This is a genomic window from Nocardioides sp. NPDC057767, from assembly GCF_042798275.1.
GTDB lineage: Bacteria > Actinomycetota > Actinomycetes > Propionibacteriales > Nocardioidaceae > Nocardioides.
Map to the genome: position 1 here is coordinate 1 of NZ_JBHVKJ010000043.1, position 19,839 is coordinate 19,839.

The window sequence follows — 19,839 nt, forward strand, 5'->3', positions numbered from 1 at the left end:
CAATAACGTAGGCCAAGGCGATGCGGTGGCCACCGTTCTGGACGCCCGAGACAGCTGACGTCAGGTCGTTCAGCGAGCGCCGGCGACCTCCAGTAGCTCCGCGACCTCGTGGGCGCGGCAGTCGCAGTCGGCGTCACACGGCAAGAAGCGGTGACGTGCGTGACCGCAGTCGCGGCACGGCATGTCGTGAGAAAGCGTGAAGCTCTGCACCTCAACGGTGTCCCACATAACTAATTCATCCCCCAGAGAATGTTGGTCGGCCTTTATCGGTGAAACTGCATCGGTGAAGCTGCCTGATATGTAACACGATAATCCGCGACTTCGGAAGTGCTCGGACAACACGCCGAGACAATGTTTTCCCTGGTCAGTCGACCGATATGATTATTCGGTCGACCGATAGATAAACTCATAAGGGGCTCCTGTTGATGCCGTGTGGGCGTCCGCTTTACGGCACGTACGACGGGCCTCTTGGCGTGTGGACGGAATGAAAACAGAACGCAGACCGCCACGCGACCACCGACAAGGTGGTGTCGGGACGGAGACAGTTCCGGAGTGCAGAACGCCCAGAGGCGAAGGTCCCGGTCATCCCGCCGGACATGACCAGGCCCCGCCTGGCCCCGCGTCGAGGGAATCCCGTCGCTCCGTTGAGAGTTCCACTACCCGTGAAGAACATCGGATTCTTGTCTTTCGGTCACTGGACACCGTCGCCCTACTCGCAGACGCAGTCCGCACGAGACGCGCTGCTCCAGGGCATCGACCTCGCCGTCGCCGCCGAGGAGCTCAGCGTCGACGGCGCGTACTTCCGGGTCCATCACTTCGCGCGCCAGTACGCCTCGCCGTTCCCGCTGCTGTCCGCGATCGGTGCCCGCACGTCGAGGATCGAGATCGGCACCGGCGTCATCGACATGCGCTACGAGAACCCGCTCTACATGGCCGAGGACTCCGCGGCGGCCGACCTGATCTCCGGCGAGCGCCTGCAGCTCGGAATCAGCCGCGGCTCACCCGAGCAGGTCATCGAGGGGTGGCGCTACTTCGGCTACGAGCCGGGCGGGAACGCCTCGGAGGCCGACATGGCCCGCGCCCACACCGAGACCTATCTGAAGATCATCGAGGGCGCGCAGTTCGCCGAACCCAACCCGCGTCCGATGTTCCCGAACCCGCCCGGCAAGCTCCGCGTCGAGCCCTACTCCGAGACGCTGCGCGACCGCATCTGGTGGGGCTCGAGCTCGCTGGCGACCGCGCGCTGGGCTGCCGGTCTCGGCATGAACCTGCAGAGCTCCACCCTCAAGAACGACGAGAACGGCAAGCCGTTCCACATCCAGCAGCGTGAGCAGATCGAGGCCTACCGCGAGGCGTGGAAGGAGGCCGGGCACGACCGCGTGCCGCGCGTCTCTGTCTCCCGCTCGATCTTCGCCCTCGTCAACGAGGAGGACCGCCGCTACTTCGGCCTCGACCGGCAGGCCAAGGACCAGATCGGCAACATCGACGACCAGACCCGGGCCATCTTCGGACGTTCGTACGCCGCCGAGCCCGACGTCCTCATCCAGGAGCTGGCCGAGGACGAGGCGATCCAGGCCGCGGACACGCTGTTGCTCACCGTCCCGAACCAGCTCGGCGTCGACTACAACGCCCACGTCCTGGAGAGCATCCTGACCCACGTCGCACCCGGTCTCGGCTGGCGATAGCAGGAGATCGCGTGGGTGGGACCGCACAACTTCCGGGTCACAAAAGGGCGCATAATCGTTGTCAACCGCCCCACGTGGCCGCGCCATTGGCTACCGTGCACGGCGACCGATATTCAAGGGGGACCCTGTTGGCTACGTACGCAGAGCTGCTTGACGTCTATCTTCGCGAACCCGGCCCGGAGTCATTGAGGGCCTTGCGTGAGGCGATCCTCGAGGCTCCCAACTTCAGGCCCGATCTCGAGATCACCGAGCTGGTCGCCCCGATGATGTCGGTCGGCGACTACGCCGGCGCGGTTTCCGCCGTCCACGCGCTCATGCCCGGCGCGATCTTCAGCCCTTCGGCTCACGCCGCCCTCGCCGATGCCCAGCGCGGCCTCGGCAACGTCGAGCAGGCGCAGCGCGAGTCGATCCTGGCCCAGGCGGCGCTCGACAGCATCATCAGCACCGGCGAGGGCACCGAGTCCGAGCCGTGGTCGGTGATGCGGACCAGCGACGTGTACGACGTCGTGCTGGCCTCGGGCAAGACGCCGCGGTCGCAGGTGGCGGTCGGCAAGCTCGACCGGATCGTGTGCACCGACTCGACGGTCTGGTTCTTCGACATCAGCAACGACTACGCCAGGACCTGAGGGGGAGGCTCCACCCGCAGCCGTTCCGATTGTTCACCGGGTTGTTGCCGGTAGGGGCGGTGTGCGTCGGGTTCCTGACGGGACCGGCGCCCACGCTCGGGAGCATGATGAGTCGCACCTTGCGGATTCTGCTCGCCGGGATGGTTGCTGTCGTCGTCGCCGCCGCGGCGCTGAGCGCGGCTGCGGCCGACGAGCCGCGTGCCTCCGACCAGGGCCAGGTCGTGTTCGACCGTCACGAGGTGGCGCCCGAGGACGCGCGTCCGGGCGGCGGCGCGGCACCGTTCGACACCGGTGTGGTGATCGTGGCCAACACCCTGCTCCTGGGCGCGCTCGTGGGCGGGATCCTGTTCGCCCGCCGGCGGATGGGCTGCGCCGATACAGCACTTCCCCGCCTGTCCGCATAGCGATATTCGCATCTCATTCTTCGGGATTCCGTGCGTAGAGTCGAGGCATGTCGACCTACACCCATGGCCATCACGAGTCGGTACTGCGCTCGCACAGGTGGCGCACGGCGGAGAACTCCGCGGCGTACCTGCTGCCGTGGCTGAGCCCTGAGCAGCGACTGCTCGACGTGGGCGCCGGGCCGGGCACGATCACGCTGGATCTCGCCGGCCGGGTCGCTCAGGTGACGGCGACCGAGATCGGGGAGACCGAGCTCGGGCTCTCCCGGCAGGTGGCCTCGGCCGGGGGAGTCATGAACATCGATTTCCGGGTCGAGGACGTGCACGCGCTGAGCATCGAGGACGCTGCGTACGACATCGTTCACGCGCACCAGGTGCTGCAGCATGTGGCGGACCCGGTGCAGGCGCTGCGGGAGATGCGGCGGGTGACGAGGCCCGGAGGCCTGGTCGCGGTGCGTGACAGCGACTACGCGGGTTTCGTCTGGTGGCCGGAGTCGGCCGAGCTGACCGAGTGGCTGCGGCTCTACCAGCGGGCGGCCCGCGCCAACGGCGGCGAGCCCGACGCGGGCCGGCGACTGGTCTCCTGGGCGCGGGCCGCAGGGTTCACCGACATCGAGGTCTCCTCGAGCACCTGGTGCTTCGCCGATCCCGAGGACCGGGCCTGGTGGGGCGGGATGTGGGCCGACCGGTTCACCGACTCGGCGGTGGCCCGCCAGCTCGTCGACTCCAAAGATGCCACGACCGCCGACCTCGCCCGGGTCGCGGACGGGTGGCGGTCGTGGGCCGAGGCTGAGGACGGCTGGTTCTCCGTCCTTCACGGCGAGATCCTGGCTCGCGCCTGAGCGCTCCGCGTCAGCGGCGCAGGATCCGCGCCGACAGCGTGTTGCCGATCAGCTGGATGACCTGCACCAGGGCGACGAGGATCAGCACACAGACCCAGGTGACGGTCGGGTCGTACTGCCGGTAGCCGAAGGTCTGGGCGAAGCTGCCCAGACCGCCACCGGCGATCAGGCCCGCGACCGCGGACATGTCGACGACCGCGACGAAGGCGAAGGTGTAACCCAGGATGATCGGCGCCAGCGCCTCGGGGAGGACGACGGTCGCGGCGATCCGGGCACGGCTTGCGCCCATCGCGCGAGCGGCCTCGATGACGCCCGGTGGGACGGTCACCAGGTTCTGCTCGATGATCCGGGCGATCCCGAACATCGCCGCGAGGATGAGCGAGAACACCACCGCCGGCATCCCGATCCCGGTGCCCACGATCAGTCGCGCGACCGGCTGGACAGCGGCGATGAAGATGATGAACGGGATCGGCCGGAAGAAGTTGACCAGCACGTTGAGGACCGTCGAGACGACCGCGTTCTGGTAAAGGCCGCCACGGCGGGTGAGATAGAGGCCCAGGGCGAGCAGCAGACCCAGGGTGCCGCCGATCAGCATCGTCAGCGCGACCATGAGCAGCGTCTCGCCGGTTGCCTGCCAGATGTCGGGCCACAGCTCGCCGAGCCGGGTGTCGGTGGGGAGAGCGGTCAGCATCACAGCTCCTTGGCGGGGACGAGGGCGGCCAGCTCACGTACGGCCTCGTCGACCGAGGACGCGGGCCCGTCGAGGGCGAGGGTCAGGTTGCCGAAGGTGGCGCCCCGGATCTCCTCGATGCCGCCGAAGACGAGCTCGAAGGCGATCCCGCGCCGGAGAAGGACGGCGAAGACGTCGGTCTGGCGGGGTCCGCCCTCGCGCAGCTCGACCTTCACGAACCGGCCGGGATGACGCGACCGCAGCGCCGCCAGGGCGTCGGGGGAGGGCTCGTCGTCGACGACGGTGCCGACGAAGCGCCGGGTCACCGGCTGTCGCGGCGCGGAGAAGACGTCGTAGACGGCGCCGGACTCGACGATCCGCCCGTTCTCCATGACGGCGACGTGGTCGGCGAGCTCGCGGACGACCTCCATCTCGTGGGTGATCGCCACGATCGTGGTGCCGAGCTCCTGGTTGACCCGCTTCAGCAACCGCAGCACCTCGTGGGTGGTCTCCGGGTCGAGCGCGCTGGTGGCCTCGTCGGCGAGCAGCAGCGACGGGTTGGTGGTCAGGGCGCGGGCGATGCCGACACGCTGCTTCTGCCCACCCGACAGGTTGCGCGGGTAGGTGTGGGCCTTGTCGGGGAGACCGACGAAGTGGAGCAGCTCGGATATCCGGCGCTGCTGCTCGGCCTTGCCGACGCCGGCGATCTGCAGCGGGTAGGCGAGGTTGCCCCAGACCGTACGCGACTCGAAGAGGTTGAACTGCTGGAAGATCATCCCGATGCCGAGCCGGATCGGCCGCAGCTGACGCTCGTGCATACCGACGAGCTCGGTGCCGCCGACCTGGATGGAGCCCGAGGTGGCCGGCTCGAGGCCGTTCAGCAGGCGTACCAGGGTGGACTTGCCGGCGCCGGAGTATCCGACGATCGCCTGCACGTCACCGGCGGCGATGTCCAGGTCGACGTCGTCGACCGCCCGGACCTCCGTGCGCCCCTTGGCCGCCGGATAGCTCTTGGTGACGTTGCGGAGCCGCACCAGCGGCACCGCTTCGGTGGCGGACGTCGTCACTGACGCTCCTCAACCTGCTTCTCGGTCTCATCGAGCGACTTCTGCAGGTCCCCGACCGGGATCTTCACCAGCTCGGCAGTGTTGCCGGAGGTCTCGTAGACCCCCTGCTGGACGTCCTCGTCGGTCTGGAAGATCTCGACCAGCTTCTTGTAGGTCGCGTTGTCCTTGTCCTCGGCGCGTACGGCGAAGACGTTGACGTAGGGGAGTGCCTTCGGGTCGGAGGGATCGTCGGTGGCCAGCGCGTCCTCGAACTTCAGGCCGGCGTCCTCGACGAAGTCGTTGTTGATGATCGCCGCGGCGACGTCGGGCAGCGAGGAGGCGGTGATCGAGGCCTGGACCGCCTTGACCTTCACCTTCGAGGCGGCCGTGTCGACCTCCTTGATGGTGCTGAACGGGGTGCCGCCGTCGGTCAGCTCGATCAGGCCCTTGGACTGGAGCAGGACCAGGCCGCGGGCCTGGTTGGTCTCGTCGTCGGGGACGATCACGGTCTCGCCGGCCTTGATGTCGTCGAGGCTCTTGTACTTGGCGGAGTAGAGACCCAGCGGGTAGGTCGCGGTCGAGCCGAGCGCAACCAGGTCGTCGTCGTTCTGGACGTTGTAGTCGGCCAGGAAGATGATGTGCTGGAACTGGTTGAGGTCCAGCTCGCCCTCGGAGAGCGCCGGGTTGGGCTGGTTGTAGTCGCCGAAGTTCTTGACCTCGAGGTCGATGCCCTCTTCTCGGGCGGCGTCCTGGAAGGTCTTCCAGTAGGGGTCGTCGGCACCGACGACACCGATGGTGACCTTGGTCAGGTCGCCTGCGGAGTCGTCGTCGCGGGTGAGGAAGAAGACGAGGCCGCCGATCACGATCGCGGCGGCGACGACGATGCCGATGATCAGCGGGAGCTTGGACTTGGGAGCCTCGATGAGCGGGGTGGGCTCAGGCGTGTTGGAGGACACGGGTGGGAACCTCTTCTGGACGTTGAGAATGCTGGGACAACGCGGTTGTTGTCCACCAACACAGTAGACTTAACAAGGATCACACCCGCGCACGCGGCCACACCCCGAGATCATGTCATCGACATGCCTCGAGGTGTGTTAGGCGCCGTTCACGCGAGGTCGCGTCGCCTCATCACGATCACCGCCGCGACAGCGGCGACCAGGACGTACGCCGTGACGGTGAGCAGCGCTCGCTCGCCGGAGATCGCGTCGAGGATTCCTGGTGTGCCGTTGGGCCCGCCCACGATCGAGCCGGCCAGTGAGCCTCCGGCCGTGCCGGGGAGGGCGTCGGTGACGGTCTCGATGCCGGGGAGCAGGCTGCCGACACCGCGCAGCAGGTTCTCGACCACCAGCGACCAGACCAGGCCCAGGCCGACGGCAAGCGCGGGCCCCTTGGCCAGCACGCCGACCAGGAACCCGAGCAGCGCCCACATCTCCAGCACCAGGAACCCGGCGCCGAAAGACTGCGCCAGGTCGCTCAGCGCGGGCATGTCGATCGTTTGCCCCTCGGTGGCGGCGATCGCCACCGAGACGCCGGCGCACAGGGCCAGGGTCGCGGTCATCATCGCGACGATGAACATCGTCACCGCGGCCAGCGAGCCGACGACGGCGGCCAACCGGCTCGGCCCCTGGGTGAAGACGGTCTTCCAGGTGCCCAAGCCGAACCCGTTGCCGGCCACCAGCGCTCCGACCACCATCGCCAGCGCACCGCCGAACATCGGCAACCCGCTGACGATCACGTCCGGGATCGCGCTCGGCATCAGCTCGGCCAACAGCTGGGCGTTGCTGGCACCGTCGCCGGCGAAGTTGTCATCGCCGGTCTTGTAGGCGACGTAGTTGAAGACGTAGCCGAAGGAGAGCGACAGCGCCAGCCAGGCGCCGACGATCACCCAGACCGCCGTCCACTTGCGCAGCCGCAGCAGCTCGGCGCGGGTGCTGTTCATCAAGGCGTTCATGACACGGCCTCCTTCTTCCTGCTCGTCTCGGAGCTGGTCATCTCGAAGAAGACGTCCTCCAGGGAGCGCTCCGCGGCGGTGACCTCGTGGACATCGATGGAATGGGCGACCAGGTGACGTACGACATCGGGGGCCGCGGTGATGGGCAGGTCGACCTCGAGCGTCTCGTTGCCGATGCGGCGTACGCCCTCGTCGCCGGCCATCCGCATCAGTGTCGCCAGGGCGGCGTCCTCGGGGGTGGCCCGGACCCGGAGGGTCGCGCCACCGCGCAGGTCGGCAACGGTCGACTCGCGCAGCAGCCGGCCGTTGTCGATCACACCGACGCGGTCGCAGATCTCCTGCACCTCCGCGAGGATGTGGCTGGAGAGGATGACCGTCTGGCCGGCCTCGGCGAGCGAGACGACCAGCGCCCGCATGTCCGCCATACCGGCCGGGTCCAGCCCGTTGGTGGGCTCGTCGAGCACGAGCAGGTCGGGAGAGCCGAGCATCGCGGCGGCGACGCCGAGGCGCTGCTTCATTCCGAGGGAGTAGCCCTTGAAGGCGTCCTTCGCCCGGTCGGCGAGGTCCACCATCTCGAGCACCCGGTCGACCTCGGTGTCGGGCAGCCCCTGGTAGCGCGCCATCGTGCACAGGTTGTCCCGGCCGTTCAGGTAGGGGTAGAAGCCAGGACCCTCGATGAGGGCGCCGATGCGGGCAGTGACCTCGGGTCGCCCGGCGGGACGGCCCAGGACGCTGGCGGATCCGGCGGTGGGCCGGATCAGGCCGAGCATCATCCGCAAGGTCGTCGTCTTGCCGGCCCCGTTGGGGCCGAGGAAGCCGTACACCTCGCCACGCTTGACGGTCATGCTGACCCGGTCGACGGCGAGTCTGTCGCCGTACCGCTTGGTCAGCCCGTCGGTCTCAACCACGAGTTCCTTCATGCCTCCCACGCTCTCGTGGCCGACCCCGGGTCGACATCGGCGCGGCGGAGGCTTCGGGTTACGCAGATCTGCGTACCCCGCCGGCCGCCTGTGTCGTACGTCCCGGGCCCCTGATCGAACTACGGTGTGTCCATGTCCCGGATCCGTCGTCATTGGCTCCCGTGGCTGATCGTCGTGGTGGAGCTCGTCGGCTCGCTGGGCAGCAACGCCCAGGCCGACACCCGGGGGCCGGCCGTGCTGCCGGCGCTGATCGCACTCGTCGCCGTCCTCCCGGTGCTGTTGAATCGGCCGCCCGCGTGGACGCTCGCGGCGAGCGGGGCATGCGTCGGCGGCTACTTCACGGCCGGCTACGCCGACGGGCCGATCTTCATGGCGATGCCCGTGGTCACGTTCGCGACGGCGTTGTCACTGCCGCCACGCAGGTGGATCGGCTGGGCGGTGGTGGGGGCAGCGCTCGTGGCCACCGGGATCATCCTGAACCCGACCGAGAGTCCGCGGTTCGACGGCAGCCGTGGTCCGTGGGGACCCGGCGGCCCGGACGGCGACCTCTCCCAGTGGCAGGCCTTCGGGCAGGTGGCGCTGATCGCCGCGTGCGGCGCCATCGCGTCCGCCATGCGCTCGCGCAACGAGGCTCGCGCCCAGCGTCAGCGCCGCGCGGTCAGCGACGAGAGGGTGCGGATGGCCGCCGACCTGCACGACGGCGTCGGTCACGGGCTGGCGGTGATCGCGATGCAGGCAGGTGCCGCGCTGCACGTGCTCGACCGGGACCCGGACGCGGCCCGCCGCAACCTCGAGGCCATCCGGGCCGAGAGCAAGGAGTCGCTCGACCTGCTGCGCCGGCAGCTGGCCCGGCTGACCGACACCGAGACCGCCGGGTCGGCGGCACCACGAGCGCCGGAGCACGGGCTCGCCGACCTGCCTGCACTGATCGAGCGGGTGCGCACCGGCGGTCTGGACGTCTCGCTCCGGCTCGAGGTGACCTCGGCTCCGGCCGAGGCCGAGCGGGCTGCGTACGCCGTGGTCCAGGAGGGGCTCACCAACGTGCTGCGGCATGCGGGAGCGTCCCGTGCCGAGGTCTCGCTCCTGGTCTCGACCATCGGGGAAACCGCCGAGATGGTCGTGACGGTGCACGACGACGGGCGGGGATCGGACATTCCGAGCAAAGAAAGGCGCTCTGGGATGGGAATTGTGGGAATGCGGTCGCGCGTGGAGGCACTTGGCGGCAGGCTAGAGGCGGGGCCGGAGGTACGGGGCTTCCGGCTGCGGGCTTCCATCCCGCTTACTGGGTCCTCGGCGGGTGGCGCGGAGGGGCTGGCATGAGCATCAGTGATCACACCCTGATCAAGGTCGCTCTGGTCGATGACCAGCCCCTGGTCCGGATGGGCCTGGCGACGATGATCGGCGCCGAGCCCGACCTGGAGGTCGTCGGCGAGGCCTCCGACGGCAGTGCCGCGTTGCCGATGCTGCGCCGCGCCCACCCCGACGTCGTGCTCTGCGACATCCGGATGCCCGTCCTCGACGGCCTCGGCATGCTCGAGCAGGTGACTCGAGACGCCTCCCTGAAAGACGTACGGGTGGTGATGCTGACGACCTTCGAGCTCGACGAGTACGTCTTCGAGGCACTGCGACTGGGAGCGAGTGGCTTCCTGCTCAAGGACGCCGAGCCGGTCGCGCTGCTCGATGCGATCCGGGTCGTCGCCGAGGGCGGATCACTGCTCGCACCGACGGTGACCAGGCGGGTGATCGAGGAGTTCGGCTCATCCCGCCGGGCGGCCAATCCGCATCCGCGGCTAGGTGACCTGACCGAGCGTGAGCGGGAGATGGTCGCCTGGGTGGCGACCGGCCGCTCCAACGCCGAGATCGCCGCCGAGCTCGTGGTCAGCCCGGACACGGTACGCACCCACGTCTCGCGCGCGATGGTGAAGCTGCATGCCCGTGACCGTGCCCAGCTCGTCGTCTTCGCGATCGAGTCGGGCCTCAAGGTCTAGCCGGGCGCCGGACTCAGGCGGCCTGCGGGATGCTGCCGGGCATCACGACGGGCGCGCAAGGGCAGGTGTCGCTGCAGGCAAGGTAGGTGTGCACCTCGTGGCCGCATCGCGGGCACGGCAGGAAGTGCGACATCGGGAAGCTGCGTACGTTGGTGTTCTCGGTGTCCTGAGCTGTGTCCCACATGACTTTCTCCTATCCGTGTTCGTGCCTTCACCTACTCCACGAGTGTGCGCGGCCGATTTCGACACCTTTACTTCGACACGCGGCAGATTCATCAAATGGGAGGATCGCCGGGTGACCACCAAACCCGACCAGGAGCAGCGACTTCGTGACCTGAAGCTGCTGCGGAAGGTCAAGGACCGGATCGACCGGGAGTACGCGCAGCCCCTCGATGTGGAGGCACTGGCCCGCGGCGTACACATGTCGGCCGGGCACCTGAGCCGGGAGTTCCGCAAGGCCTACGGCGAGCCGCCCTACTCCTACCTGATGACCCGGCGGGTGGAGCGCGCGATGACGCTGCTGCGACGTGGCGACCTCAGCGTCACCGACATCTGCTTCGCGGTCGGCTTCGGGTCGCTGGGTACGTTCTCGACGCGCTTCAGCGAGCTCGTCGGGATGTCGCCGAGCGTCTACCGGGACAAGGCGACGAGCGGTGGCGCCGGCATCCCGCCGTGCGTCTCGAAACAGGTCACCAGACCGGTCAGAAATCGAGAAGCGAAGGTGCCTGACCCCTACATAACGTAAGGGCCATGGACATCAACATCTGCCACAGCTACCTTCCCCACACCGACCCCGATGCCTCGCTGCGGTTCTACCGCGACCTGCTGGGTTTCGAGGTCAGGAAGGACGTCGGGTACGAGGCGATGCGCTGGCTCACCATCGGACCGCCGTCTCAGCCGAGCGTGAGCGTCGTGCTCTACCCGCCGCTCGCCGACCCGAACATCAGCGAGGACGAGGGCCGTGTCATCCAGGAGATGATGGCCAAGGGCACCTTCGCCAGCCTGATGCTCTCCTCCCCGGACGTCGACGCCGCCTTCGAGAAGATCCAGGCCGGCATCGACGCCGCCGGCGGCGAGATCATGTCGGAGCCGACCGACCAGGACTGGGGGATGAGGGACTGCTCGTTCCGCGACCCGGCGGGCAACACGGTCCGTCTCCAGCAGATCAAGTGAGCCTGGAAAAAATGTGCACGCCCGGGTTCAATCCTCCGGCTAGCCTGACCGCCATGACCGATCCCAGCACGGCCGCGCACGACGCCGACACGCACGATCTGATCCGCGTCCAGGGCGCCCGGCAGAACAACCTCAACGACGTCTCCGTCGAGATCCCCAAGCGCCGGCTCTCGGTGTTCACCGGGGTGTCGGGGTCGGGGAAGTCGTCGCTGGTCTTCGGCACGATCGCGGCGGAGTCGCGGCGGCTGATCGACGAGACCTACTCGACGTTCATCCAGGGGTTCATGCCCAGCCTGCCGCGGCCGGAGGTCGACGCCCTGGAGGGGCTGACCACCGCCATCCTGGTCGACCAGGAGCGGCTGGGCGCCAACCCGCGCTCGACCCTGGGCACCGTCACCGACGCCTACGCGATGCTGCGCTCGCTGTTCAGCCGGCTGGGGGAGCCGTTCATCGGCGGTCCGACCGCGTTCTCCTTCAACATCCCCACCACCCGGGCGTCGGGAGTGATGACCGGACCCAAGGGTGAGAAGACGATCGTCAAGGACGCGGTCTACCTCGGCGGCATGTGTGCCGAGTGCGAGGGACGCGGGACCATCTCCGACCTCGACCTCGCCGTCATCATCGACGAGTCGAAGTCGTTGGTCGACGGGGCGATCCTGGTGCCCGGCTACACCGCCGACGGCTGGATGGTGGCGGCGTTCAAGGTGGTCGTGCCGCCGGACGTCCCGATCAAGGACCTCACCGAGGAGCAGCGTCACGACCTGCTCTACGCCGAGCCGCGCAAGATCAAGCTCGAGGGCATCAACGCCACCTACGAGGGCCTGATCCCGAAGATCCGCAAGTCGATGTTCAGCAAGGACGTCGAGGCGCTGCAGCCCCACATCAAGAAGTTCGTGGAGGCGGCCGCGGTCTTCAAGCCGTGTCCCGCCTGTGGTGGCACCCGGCTCAACGAGTCCGCGCTCTCCTCGAAGATCCGCGGCACGTCGATCGCGGACGTGTGCTCGATGCAGGTCACCGACGCGGCCGAGTGGCTGCGGAGCATCGACGACCCGGGCGTCGCGCCCCTGGTCGCCGGCCTGCTGCACCTGTTCGACTCGTTCGTCGAGATCGGTCTGGGCTATCTCTCCCTCGACCGGCCCTCCGGCACCCTGAGCGGCGGTGAGGCGCAGCGTACGAAGATGGTCCGTCACCTCGGGTCCGCGCTGACCGACGTCACCTACGTCTTCGACGAGCCGACCGTCGGGCTGCACCCGCACGACATCCAGCGGATGAACAAGCTGCTTCTCGACCTGCGCGACAAGGGCAACACCGTCCTGGTCGTCGAGCACAAGCCGGAGACGATCGCCATCGCCGACCACGTCGTCGACCTCGGCCCGGGCGCGGGCAGCGACGGCGGCACGATCTGCTTCGAGGGCACCTACGAGGGCCTCGCGAAGGCCGACACGCTCACCGGACGCCACCTCGGCCACCGGGCCTCGCTCAAGGAGACCGTCCGCACGCCGAAGGGACAGCTGGAGATCCGGGGGGCGACCTCCCACAACCTGCGCAACGTCGACGTCGACATCCCGCTCGGCGTGCTGACGGTCGTCACCGGTGTCGCCGGCTCGGGCAAGTCGTCGCTGATCCACGGCTCCATCCCCGCGAGCGAGGACGTCGAGTTCGTCGACCAGAGCGCGATCAAGGGGTCACGCCGGAGCAACCCGGCCACCTACACGGGCCTGCTCGAGCCGATCCGCAAGGCGTTCGCGAAGGCCAACGGGGTCAAGCCGGCGCTCTTCTCGGCCAACTCCGAAGGTGCCTGCCCGACCTGCAAGGGCAACGGGATGATCTACACCGAGCTCGGGTTCATGGAGACCGTCGCCTCGCCGTGCGAGGACTGCGGTGGCAAGCGGTTCCAGGCGCTGGTGCTGGAGTACCGCCTCGGCGGGCTCAACATCGCCGAGGTGCTCGACCTGTCGGTGGCCAAGGCGCACGAGTTCTTCTCCGCGGGCGAGTCGAAGGTGCCTCCGGCCGCCAAGATCCTGGAGCGGATGACCGACGTCGGCCTCGGCTACCTCAAGCTCGGCCAGCCCCTCAACACCCTCTCCGGCGGCGAGCGGCAGCGGATCAAGCTGGCCATGCACCTGGGGGAGAAGGGCGGGACGTACGTCCTCGACGAGCCGACCACCGGCCTCCACCTGGCCGACGTCGACAACCTGCTCGCCCTGCTCGACAAGCTGGTCGACGCCGGGAAGTCGGTCATCGTGATCGAGCACCACCAGGCCGTCATGGCGCACGCCGACTGGATCATCGACCTCGGTCCGGGCGCCGGTCACGACGGTGGCCTGGTCGTCTTCGAAGGTACGCCGGCCGAGCTCGTCTCGAAGAGGTCGACGTTGACCGGCGAGCACCTGGCGGCGTACGTGGGGGCGTGATCCGACCCGCCGGGTGGTGCGAATCACGTCCGGTTGCGGCCATCTGGATGCGGTCGCGGTGGAGGATCACGCTTAGTGTGCATTGGTTGCAGCATCAATCAAGGAGCACCCGAGAATGACCCTCTACGTTCCCGACCACAGGCGCACCACGGCGGTGGAGATCACGCCGGTCCGGGAGCGACCGGCGCCGGTATGGCCGCGTGGGCTGGTGGCCACGGCCATCGCAGCGGTCACCACCACCGTGATGGCTCTGGTCGCCAAGTCGGCCGGGGTCGACTTCGGCAGCAGTCTCGGTGACGTACCGCTCTCCGCGTTCCCGATGCTCACCATCTACTGCTCGCTGATCGGGATCATCATCGCCGAGGTGATGATCCGGGTGGCAGCGATGCCCCGTTCGACCTTCCAGATCACCATGATCGTGCTCACCGGGCTCTCCTTGATCCCCGACGTGCTGCCCGTCTTCGAGTTCGACCTGACCTTCGTGGGCTTCCTCTGCCTGACGCACGTCGTCGCCGCCGCGATCGTGGTGCCGATGATCGCGCTCCGGATGGAGGAGCGCCGCGGCCTCGGACTGCCCGGCCCCGCCCACCGCCGATAGCGGACGCAGACTGTCCTGATTCGATGCCATGGTGGACCCATGGCTCTCGAGACTCGAACCTTCCAGATCACCTTCGACGCACACGACCCCCGCGCGCTCTCCACGTTCTGGCGTGACGTGCTCGGCTACGTCCACCCGGGTCCGCCGGGAGTCGAGGTCCCCGAGGGCAGCGACCCGCTGGACGCCTGGGACGAGTTCCTCGCTCGTGTCGGGGTGCCGGAGGACCAGCGCAACAACGCCTCGGCGATCGAGGACCCCGCCGGCACCGGCCCGCGGGTCTTCTTCCAGCGGGTCCCGGAGTCGAAGACCGCCAAGAACCGCGTCCACCTCGACGTCCGGGCGGCTCCGGGGCTGCAGGGGGAGGAGCGGATGGCGGCGCTCGAGGCGGAGTGCGAGCGGGTCGTCGCGCTCGGCGCCACCCGCGTGCGCCGCTCCGAGCCCGAGCCGCCGATGAGCGACGGTTTCATCGTCATGCAGGACCCCGAGGGAAACGAGTGGTGCCTCGACTGAGGTTCTCCCTATCCTCGCGACATGCTGATCCGAGCGGCTCTCGCCGATGACGCCGAGGCGTTGACCGATCTCCACCTCGATGTGTGGGAGGAGGCGTACGCCGGCCTGATACCGGACCCGATCTTCACCGAGCGCCGCTCCCTGCGGGCCGAGCGGGTCGACCGGTGGCGTACGAACCTCGGGACCGGCCCGTTCACCACCCTGGTCGCCGAGGGCGACGATCCGGGCCGGCTGCTCGGCTTCGCGAGCGCCGGACCGGGTCGTGACGCCGATGCCGGGGTGCCGCCGCTGGAGCTCTCCGCCCTCTACGTCCGCGCGGAGAGGTACGGCACCGGCCTCGGTCGTCGGCTGCTCGAGGAGGCGATCGGGTCGTCGGCGGCATACCTGTGGGTCCTCGACGGCAACCAGCGGGCGATCGCGTTCTACGAGCGCCAGGGGTTTCGGTTCGACGGTGAGACCAAGGCCGAGTCCGTCGGCCTCCACCGACGGATGGTCCGGGCCTAGTCAGGCCGTACGCCGCGCGAGCAGCGTCGAGTCGTCGATCTCGACCGGGACGCCGTCGCGGATGGTCAGGCGGGGGCGCTGCTCGACCACGACCGGCTCGAAGTCCTCCGGCAGCCCGGGGAGCAGGTCGGCGGCGAGGAACATCGCGTCGTGGTGGCTGTGGCGCGCGAAGACCTCCGACGGTGCGTGGCCGACCACGAGGAGATGGCCTCCGGGCGCGACCGCGGTTGCCAGGCGCCCGGCGACCTCGACCATGCTCCCGTCGGGCGTGTGCAGGAAGTGGCACGTGACCAGGTCGAACGCTCGGCCCTCGGCGTCGAGAGTGCGGGCGTCCACCTGCCACCACGACGTACGCTGCGCCACCCCGGCCTCCTCGGCGTGCCGCTTGGCTCGAGCAAGCCCGTTCGCGGCGAAGTCGGCGCCGGTGACCGTCCAGCCCTGCTGCGCCAGCCAGATGACGTCGCCGCCCTCGCCGCAGCCGACATCCAGCGCCGTCCCCGGCGTCAGCGCGGCGATCTCGGCGACGAGCTGAGGGTTGGGGTTGCCGCTCCAGACCTTCTCCTCACCGGCGTAGCGCTCCTCCCACGACTCCGGCTCGAACATCTCGCGTCCCTCGTGCTCGCTCATGGCCTCAATCTAGCCCGCGTCCCGAGCAAATCCTGGTGCGATCGCAGCAGGGCGTGTGGTTCCCCGACCGGCGATGATCACGCTGCCCGCACCACCTCGCCTGTCCCGACGAGCAGCTCGGGAACGAGCTCCGGTTTCTGGATCGGGTAGGGATACTTCACCCATGCACGCTCTCGTACGCCGCCCCTCGCCCCGCCTCGCCGACGGGCTCGTCACCCACATCGAGCGGGCGCCGGTCGACGTCGATATCGCCCGTATCGAGGAGCCCGGCACGCTCGACGGCGGCGACGTGCTCAAGCACGGCGGGACCGTCTGGGTGGGGGAGGGCGGGCGCACGAACGCCGAGGGGATCGCCCAGCTCCGCGCGCTGCTCGGGCCGCTGGGCGGCGAGGTCGTCGCCGTCCCGCTCTCGAAGGTGCTCCATCTGAAGTCGGCCGTCACCGCGCTACCCGACGGCACCGTGATCGGCCACGAACCGCTCGTCGACGACCCGGCCGTGTGGGGAGCCCGGTTCCTGCCGGTCCCGGAGGAGTCGGGCTCCCACGTCGTCGTCCTCGACGACGACACGCTGCTGATGGCCTCCTCGGCGCCGCTGAGCCGGGCGATGTTCGAGGAGCGTGGCTACACGGTGGTGGCGGTCGACATCTCCGAGTTCGAGAAGCTCGAGGGCTGTGTCACCTGCCTGTCCGTGCGGCTACGAGCCGCTCAGGGCTGACTCGGCAGCGTCGCGCAGGTGGATCCGGCCGCGACGCCCTTGACGCGGTCGGTGATCCAGTTGACCGCGGCGGTCTGGTCGACCAGGAGCGGCGTGATGTGGTTGGTGATCAGCCCGTCGCCGAGGTCGGGCAGCACCACGGCCTGGTAGGTCACCCTGGATCCCTGACCGCACCAGTCGACGGCCAGCTGACGGGCCTGGTCGTGCGGGACGATGTCGTCCTCGGTGCCTGTGGCCAGGCGGACCGGGATCCGCGGCGCCAGGTTCCCGAGCTTCTGCTCGGCCATGATCGCCTGCACCGTGGGCTCCCGCTCGATGATGTCGTCGAGGCTCTCGCCGGTCGTGGTCCAGCTGCTGCTCCGCTGGAACGGATAGCGGATGATCCCGTCCCCGACACAGGCCGTCGCCAGGTCCTCGAGGGCCGCCTTCCCCTTGGCGTTGAGGTTCTCGTCGAGGATCGGCTGCAGCTCCGGGTTGGACTGGGCCAGGCCGTTGATCGTCCAGCCGAGCGCCGCCACCAGGGCCGACCCGTCGATGCCCTCCGCTGTCGCCCGCAGGTCGGCCGGTGGTGCGCCGACATAGGCGCCGACGAGGTTGACGTCGGGTGCATATTCCGCGGCGAGCTCGGAGGCCGACCCGGTCGCGCCGCCACCTTGGCTGTAGCCGTAGAGCGCGACCCGCGACCCGCTGGTCACCGACGCATCCGGAACGCTGCGGGCGGCGCGCGCCGCGTCGAGGACGGCGTGGCCGCCGTCGACCCGGTCCACGTAGGTGTGCAGCCTGTCGGTGGCGCCGAGGCCGACGTAGTCGGTCACCATCACCGCCACGCCGCGAAGGAGCAGTCGGTAGATCCCGATGTCCTCGTAACCCACCGAGACGGTCCTGCCGTTGAAGAAGATGGGTCGCTCGAGGCCGAGCGAGGCCGAGCACTGGTCGCCCTGGCCCATGGTGCCGGGCGCGACGACCACGAGCGGACGGTCGCCGGCACCGCTCCAGGCGGCGAACGGCTCGATGTAGGCACCGGTCACCGCGGTGGGGGCACCGTTGTTGTCGGTCGTCTTGTACATGACCCGGGTCGCGGTGCCGGGCAGTGACCCGACGCCGGGGATCGACAGTCCGAAGCCGAGGCGGAGGGGTTCGGTGCGTACGAGCGCTCCGTCGGCCGCCGGAAGGCTCGCCGGCGGGTTGTAGAACGGTGGGATCTCGACGCCGCGGGACACCACGGAGGTGCCGGCTTCGGCGGCTGCGGCAGGGGCGGCCAGTGCGGCCGGGGTGACGGCGGCGACAGCCAGGGCAGTGGCGAGCATGCGTACCGCGTGCCGGCCCGGACGCTTGACGAACATCCTCGATGCGTGCAGAGGCATGGGGGAACTCTCCTCACGTGAGCGGGACTGCTCCGTCCCGAGTTACTGAAGAGTAATGTGACCGCGCTCACGCCGACAAGAGTTTCAGTCAACATTCGTACACCGAAATGACGGTGCCGGTTCGGTCATGCAGTCATGACCGGCTGACGCAGGATCGTCCGCAGCTTCGCGGGCTCGACCCGACGCGGGTCGCCGAGGTAGATCTCGTGGTGCTTCCCGGTCATCCGCAGTCCGCGCTCGGGGATGAACCGCTCGTGCATCTCCTCGAGGATCGGGCCCTCGGCGTCGTACGGCCCGATGTGCAGGGTCTGCACGCAGGTGCCTTCGTTCAGCGTCTCCCGGCGGACCTTGTCCAGGCTTGCCGGGCGGTCCTTGGCGGCGACCGTCGCGAGCGCGGCCTCGATCATCTGTTCGGTGATCCAGTTCGGGGTCATGATCATCGCCGTCCAGTCCCACTGCGACTTGTCCCGCGCCCGGGTGAACGCGTCCATGTCCTCGGCCCACCACAGCGCCTCCAGTGGCGGCACCACGTAGTCGCGGCCGTCCTTCTTGCTGGCGAACTTCAGCTTGTACGCCACCGGGTACAGCGCCGCGAGCGCGTCCGCGTACTCCTGGGCGGTGTTGGGATCACCGTGCCCGTCGACCATCAGGTAGGGGAGTGGCGGCACCTCGAGCACCCGGAACTCGCCCCGCCGCGCCCGATAGCCGTCGAGCGTCTTCTTCAGATCCGTCTTCGTCGCCATGGACACATGATGACGCTCCGGACGGGGAAGCTGCTCGCCTGGCGAGTCACGCAGGACGCGCCAGGCGAGCAGCAGTGATGATGAGGCCCGATGATCAGGCTCGGTACGCCGCCCACATCTGGTCCATCCGGGTGCTCTGACCCGGGGTGAACTGGTTGTAGCAGCTGTCGTAGCTGTAATCCATGTAGTTGTGGATCGGGTCGAGGCCGGGCAGGCTGCAGGAGTCACGGCCGGTGGGGCAGCCCGAGGTCGAGCTGGCCTGAGCCGGGGTGTCCTCGACCTCGTCGTTGGTCGCGGTGCAGCCGCCCTGGAAGGTGTGATAGAGCCCGAACCAGTGACCGGCCTCGTGGGTCGCGGTCTTGCCCTGGTCGTAGTTGGTCGCCGAGCCGCCGGGAAGCGAGCTGTACTGCACGCGGATACCGTCGATGCCCGGGTTGCGCGCGTAGTCCCACGGGAACGTCGCGATGCCGAGGTAACCGAAGTCGACGAGCCAGATGTTGAGCGCGTTCCTGCCGCCCAGACGGGTCTGGGTGCGGTACGTCGTCGACTGGCGGTCCTTGTGCCACTGGTTGTTGTAGTAGGTGTCGACGCCGGCGAGGGTGAACGTGAACCCGGTGTCCGCAGCCGTGCCGGGCAGCTCCTGACCCGCGAAGTCCTGGTTGAGCTCGGCGATCTGCGCGTCGATCTGCGCTTGGGTCACGTCGCCGGAACCGTCCGTGCCGAGCATCTTGTGGACATAGACGGGAACGGTGGCCGCAGTGCGCGCGTTGCTGCCCTTCTTGGCCAGGATCGCCGCGGTGCGGGCCTCGATCCGCTTCTGCTCCGCCGCGGAGATGTCGCGGTGGTCCCCGCCGGAGCCACCTCGGGCGGCGTCGGCCTCGTCATGGTCAGTCGGCTCGATGCAGGCTGCCTTCGACTCCTGCGGTGCCCACGCCGCTGCCGGGACGGCGGTCATGGCCACCGAGGCGGCACCGAGCGCCAGGCTGACCGCCGTGGCTGCGATGCGAGCTGAACGGTTCAACGTCATGTGATGAGGTCCTCTCACTCAGTCCGGGCCCACGG

General features: G+C 68.7%; 23 protein-coding genes. 13 read left to right on the forward strand and 10 right to left on the reverse strand.

What is annotated here, in order from left to right; translation table 11 throughout:
• The first annotated feature begins 662 nt into the window (after positions 1-662).
• The 4 genes from ACFVDI_RS20565 (at position 663) to ACFVDI_RS20580 (ending at position 3,554) form a co-directional block, all read left to right on the forward strand.
• Positions 663-1,685 (forward strand): LLM class flavin-dependent oxidoreductase, encoded by a 1,023-nt coding sequence (locus tag ACFVDI_RS20565; protein WP_378909285.1) that lies wholly within the window; start codon positions 663-665, stop codon positions 1,683-1,685.
• A 128-nt stretch (positions 1,686-1,813) separates the two neighbouring features.
• On the forward strand, positions 1,814-2,311 hold the full coding sequence (locus ACFVDI_RS20570) for a DUF4919 domain-containing protein (RefSeq protein WP_378909291.1): 498 nt from the start codon (positions 1,814-1,816) through the stop codon (positions 2,309-2,311).
• 104 nt (positions 2,312-2,415) lie between these two features.
• Positions 2,416-2,715 (forward strand): hypothetical protein, encoded by a 300-nt coding sequence (locus tag ACFVDI_RS20575; RefSeq protein WP_378909293.1) that lies wholly within the window; start codon positions 2,416-2,418, stop codon positions 2,713-2,715.
• 47 nt (positions 2,716-2,762) lie between these two features.
• Positions 2,763-3,554 carry a class I SAM-dependent methyltransferase gene (locus ACFVDI_RS20580; RefSeq protein WP_378909295.1) on the forward strand — a complete coding sequence of 264 codons (792 nt, stop codon included), beginning with the start codon at positions 2,763-2,765 and terminating at the stop codon, positions 3,552-3,554.
• A 10-nt stretch (positions 3,555-3,564) separates the two neighbouring features.
• Here the strand turns inward: ACFVDI_RS20580 and ACFVDI_RS20585 are convergent, their stop codons facing one another.
• The 5 genes from ACFVDI_RS20585 to ACFVDI_RS20605 form a co-directional block, all read right to left on the reverse strand.
• Positions 3,565-4,245, reverse strand: coding sequence for a methionine ABC transporter permease (locus ACFVDI_RS20585; RefSeq protein WP_378909298.1), 681 nt, complete (start codon positions 4,243-4,245; stop codon positions 3,565-3,567).
• Positions 4,245-5,291, reverse strand: a complete 1,047-nt coding sequence (locus ACFVDI_RS20590) for a methionine ABC transporter ATP-binding protein (RefSeq protein WP_378909301.1) — start codon at positions 5,289-5,291, stop codon at positions 4,245-4,247. Before ACFVDI_RS20590 ends, ACFVDI_RS20585 begins: the two co-directional genes overlap by 1 nt.
• Positions 5,288-6,226 (reverse strand): MetQ/NlpA family ABC transporter substrate-binding protein, encoded by a 939-nt coding sequence (locus tag ACFVDI_RS20595; protein ID WP_378909305.1) that lies wholly within the window; start codon positions 6,224-6,226, stop codon positions 5,288-5,290. Before ACFVDI_RS20595 ends, ACFVDI_RS20590 begins: the two co-directional genes overlap by 4 nt.
• A gap of 149 nt (positions 6,227-6,375) precedes the next feature.
• Positions 6,376-7,221 (reverse strand): ABC transporter permease, encoded by an 846-nt coding sequence (locus ACFVDI_RS20600; RefSeq protein ID WP_378909307.1) that lies wholly within the window; start codon positions 7,219-7,221, stop codon positions 6,376-6,378.
• Complete coding sequence (locus ACFVDI_RS20605) at positions 7,218-8,141, reverse strand: ABC transporter ATP-binding protein (protein ID WP_378909311.1); 924 nt, start codon at positions 8,139-8,141, stop codon at positions 7,218-7,220. The genes ACFVDI_RS20600 and ACFVDI_RS20605 overlap by 4 nt, the downstream gene beginning before the upstream one ends.
• A 132-nt stretch (positions 8,142-8,273) precedes the next feature.
• On the opposite strand from ACFVDI_RS20605, the gene ACFVDI_RS20610 reads away from it, so the two are divergent.
• The gene (locus tag ACFVDI_RS20610) at positions 8,274-9,461 is read left to right on the forward strand and encodes a sensor histidine kinase (protein ID WP_378909315.1); all 1,188 of its coding nucleotides are present in this window, start codon (positions 8,274-8,276) and stop codon (positions 9,459-9,461) included.
• The gene (locus ACFVDI_RS20615) at positions 9,458-10,129 is read left to right on the forward strand and encodes a response regulator (RefSeq protein ID WP_378909318.1); all 672 of its coding nucleotides are present in this window, start codon (positions 9,458-9,460) and stop codon (positions 10,127-10,129) included. The genes ACFVDI_RS20610 and ACFVDI_RS20615 overlap by 4 nt, the downstream gene beginning before the upstream one ends.
• 13 nt (positions 10,130-10,142) lie before the next feature.
• Here the strand turns inward: ACFVDI_RS20615 and ACFVDI_RS20620 are convergent, their stop codons facing one another.
• Positions 10,143-10,313 carry a hypothetical protein gene (locus ACFVDI_RS20620; protein WP_378909327.1) on the reverse strand — a complete coding sequence of 57 codons (171 nt, stop codon included), beginning with the start codon at positions 10,311-10,313 and terminating at the stop codon, positions 10,143-10,145.
• A 111-nt stretch (positions 10,314-10,424) separates the two neighbouring features.
• Here ACFVDI_RS20620 and ACFVDI_RS20625 point away from each other — a divergent pair, with 111 nt between their 5' ends.
• The 6 genes from ACFVDI_RS20625 (at position 10,425) to ACFVDI_RS20650 (ending at position 15,328) form a co-directional block, all read left to right on the forward strand.
• The gene (locus ACFVDI_RS20625; RefSeq protein ID WP_378909330.1) at positions 10,425-10,874 is read left to right on the forward strand and encodes a helix-turn-helix transcriptional regulator; all 450 of its coding nucleotides are present in this window, start codon (positions 10,425-10,427) and stop codon (positions 10,872-10,874) included.
• 5 nt (positions 10,875-10,879) lie between these two features.
• Positions 10,880-11,302, forward strand: a complete 423-nt coding sequence (locus ACFVDI_RS20630; RefSeq protein ID WP_378909332.1) for a VOC family protein — start codon at positions 10,880-10,882, stop codon at positions 11,300-11,302.
• 53 nt (positions 11,303-11,355) lie between these two features.
• Positions 11,356-13,716 (forward strand): ATP-binding cassette domain-containing protein, encoded by a 2,361-nt coding sequence (locus ACFVDI_RS20635; RefSeq protein ID WP_378909336.1) that lies wholly within the window; start codon positions 11,356-11,358, stop codon positions 13,714-13,716.
• Positions 13,717-13,831: 115 nt separating this feature from the next.
• The gene (locus tag ACFVDI_RS20640; protein WP_378909339.1) at positions 13,832-14,314 is read left to right on the forward strand and encodes a DUF6069 family protein; all 483 of its coding nucleotides are present in this window, start codon (positions 13,832-13,834) and stop codon (positions 14,312-14,314) included.
• A gap of 39 nt (positions 14,315-14,353) precedes the next feature.
• Positions 14,354-14,824 (forward strand): VOC family protein, encoded by a 471-nt coding sequence (locus ACFVDI_RS20645; RefSeq protein WP_378909342.1) that lies wholly within the window; start codon positions 14,354-14,356, stop codon positions 14,822-14,824.
• A gap of 21 nt (positions 14,825-14,845) precedes the next feature.
• Complete coding sequence (locus tag ACFVDI_RS20650; protein ID WP_378909345.1) at positions 14,846-15,328, forward strand: GNAT family N-acetyltransferase; 483 nt, start codon at positions 14,846-14,848, stop codon at positions 15,326-15,328.
• On the opposite strand, the gene ACFVDI_RS20655 is transcribed toward ACFVDI_RS20650, so the two are convergent.
• The gene (locus tag ACFVDI_RS20655) at positions 15,329-15,955 is read right to left on the reverse strand and encodes a class I SAM-dependent methyltransferase (RefSeq protein WP_378909347.1); all 627 of its coding nucleotides are present in this window, start codon (positions 15,953-15,955) and stop codon (positions 15,329-15,331) included.
• Between the two features lie 163 nt (positions 15,956-16,118).
• On the opposite strand from ACFVDI_RS20655, the gene ACFVDI_RS20660 reads away from it, so the two are divergent.
• Complete coding sequence (locus ACFVDI_RS20660; protein WP_378909350.1) at positions 16,119-16,670, forward strand: N(G),N(G)-dimethylarginine dimethylaminohydrolase; 552 nt, start codon at positions 16,119-16,121, stop codon at positions 16,668-16,670.
• On the opposite strand, the gene ACFVDI_RS20665 is transcribed toward ACFVDI_RS20660, so the two are convergent.
• The 3 genes from ACFVDI_RS20665 to ACFVDI_RS20675 all read right to left on the reverse strand — a co-directional run bounded on the left by ACFVDI_RS20665 (position 16,661) and on the right by ACFVDI_RS20675 (position 19,804).
• Complete coding sequence (locus ACFVDI_RS20665) at positions 16,661-18,034, reverse strand: lipase family protein (protein ID WP_378909352.1); 1,374 nt, start codon at positions 18,032-18,034, stop codon at positions 16,661-16,663. The genes ACFVDI_RS20660 and ACFVDI_RS20665 overlap by 10 nt on opposite strands.
• A gap of 125 nt (positions 18,035-18,159) precedes the next feature.
• A complete protein-coding gene (locus ACFVDI_RS20670) occupies positions 18,160-18,777 on the reverse strand; it encodes a GyrI-like domain-containing protein (RefSeq protein ID WP_378909355.1) in 618 nt (205 codons plus the stop codon).
• A gap of 94 nt (positions 18,778-18,871) precedes the next feature.
• The gene (locus tag ACFVDI_RS20675) at positions 18,872-19,804 is read right to left on the reverse strand and encodes a zinc metalloprotease (RefSeq protein ID WP_378909357.1); all 933 of its coding nucleotides are present in this window, start codon (positions 19,802-19,804) and stop codon (positions 18,872-18,874) included.
• Between the last annotated feature and the right edge of the window lie 35 nt (positions 19,805-19,839).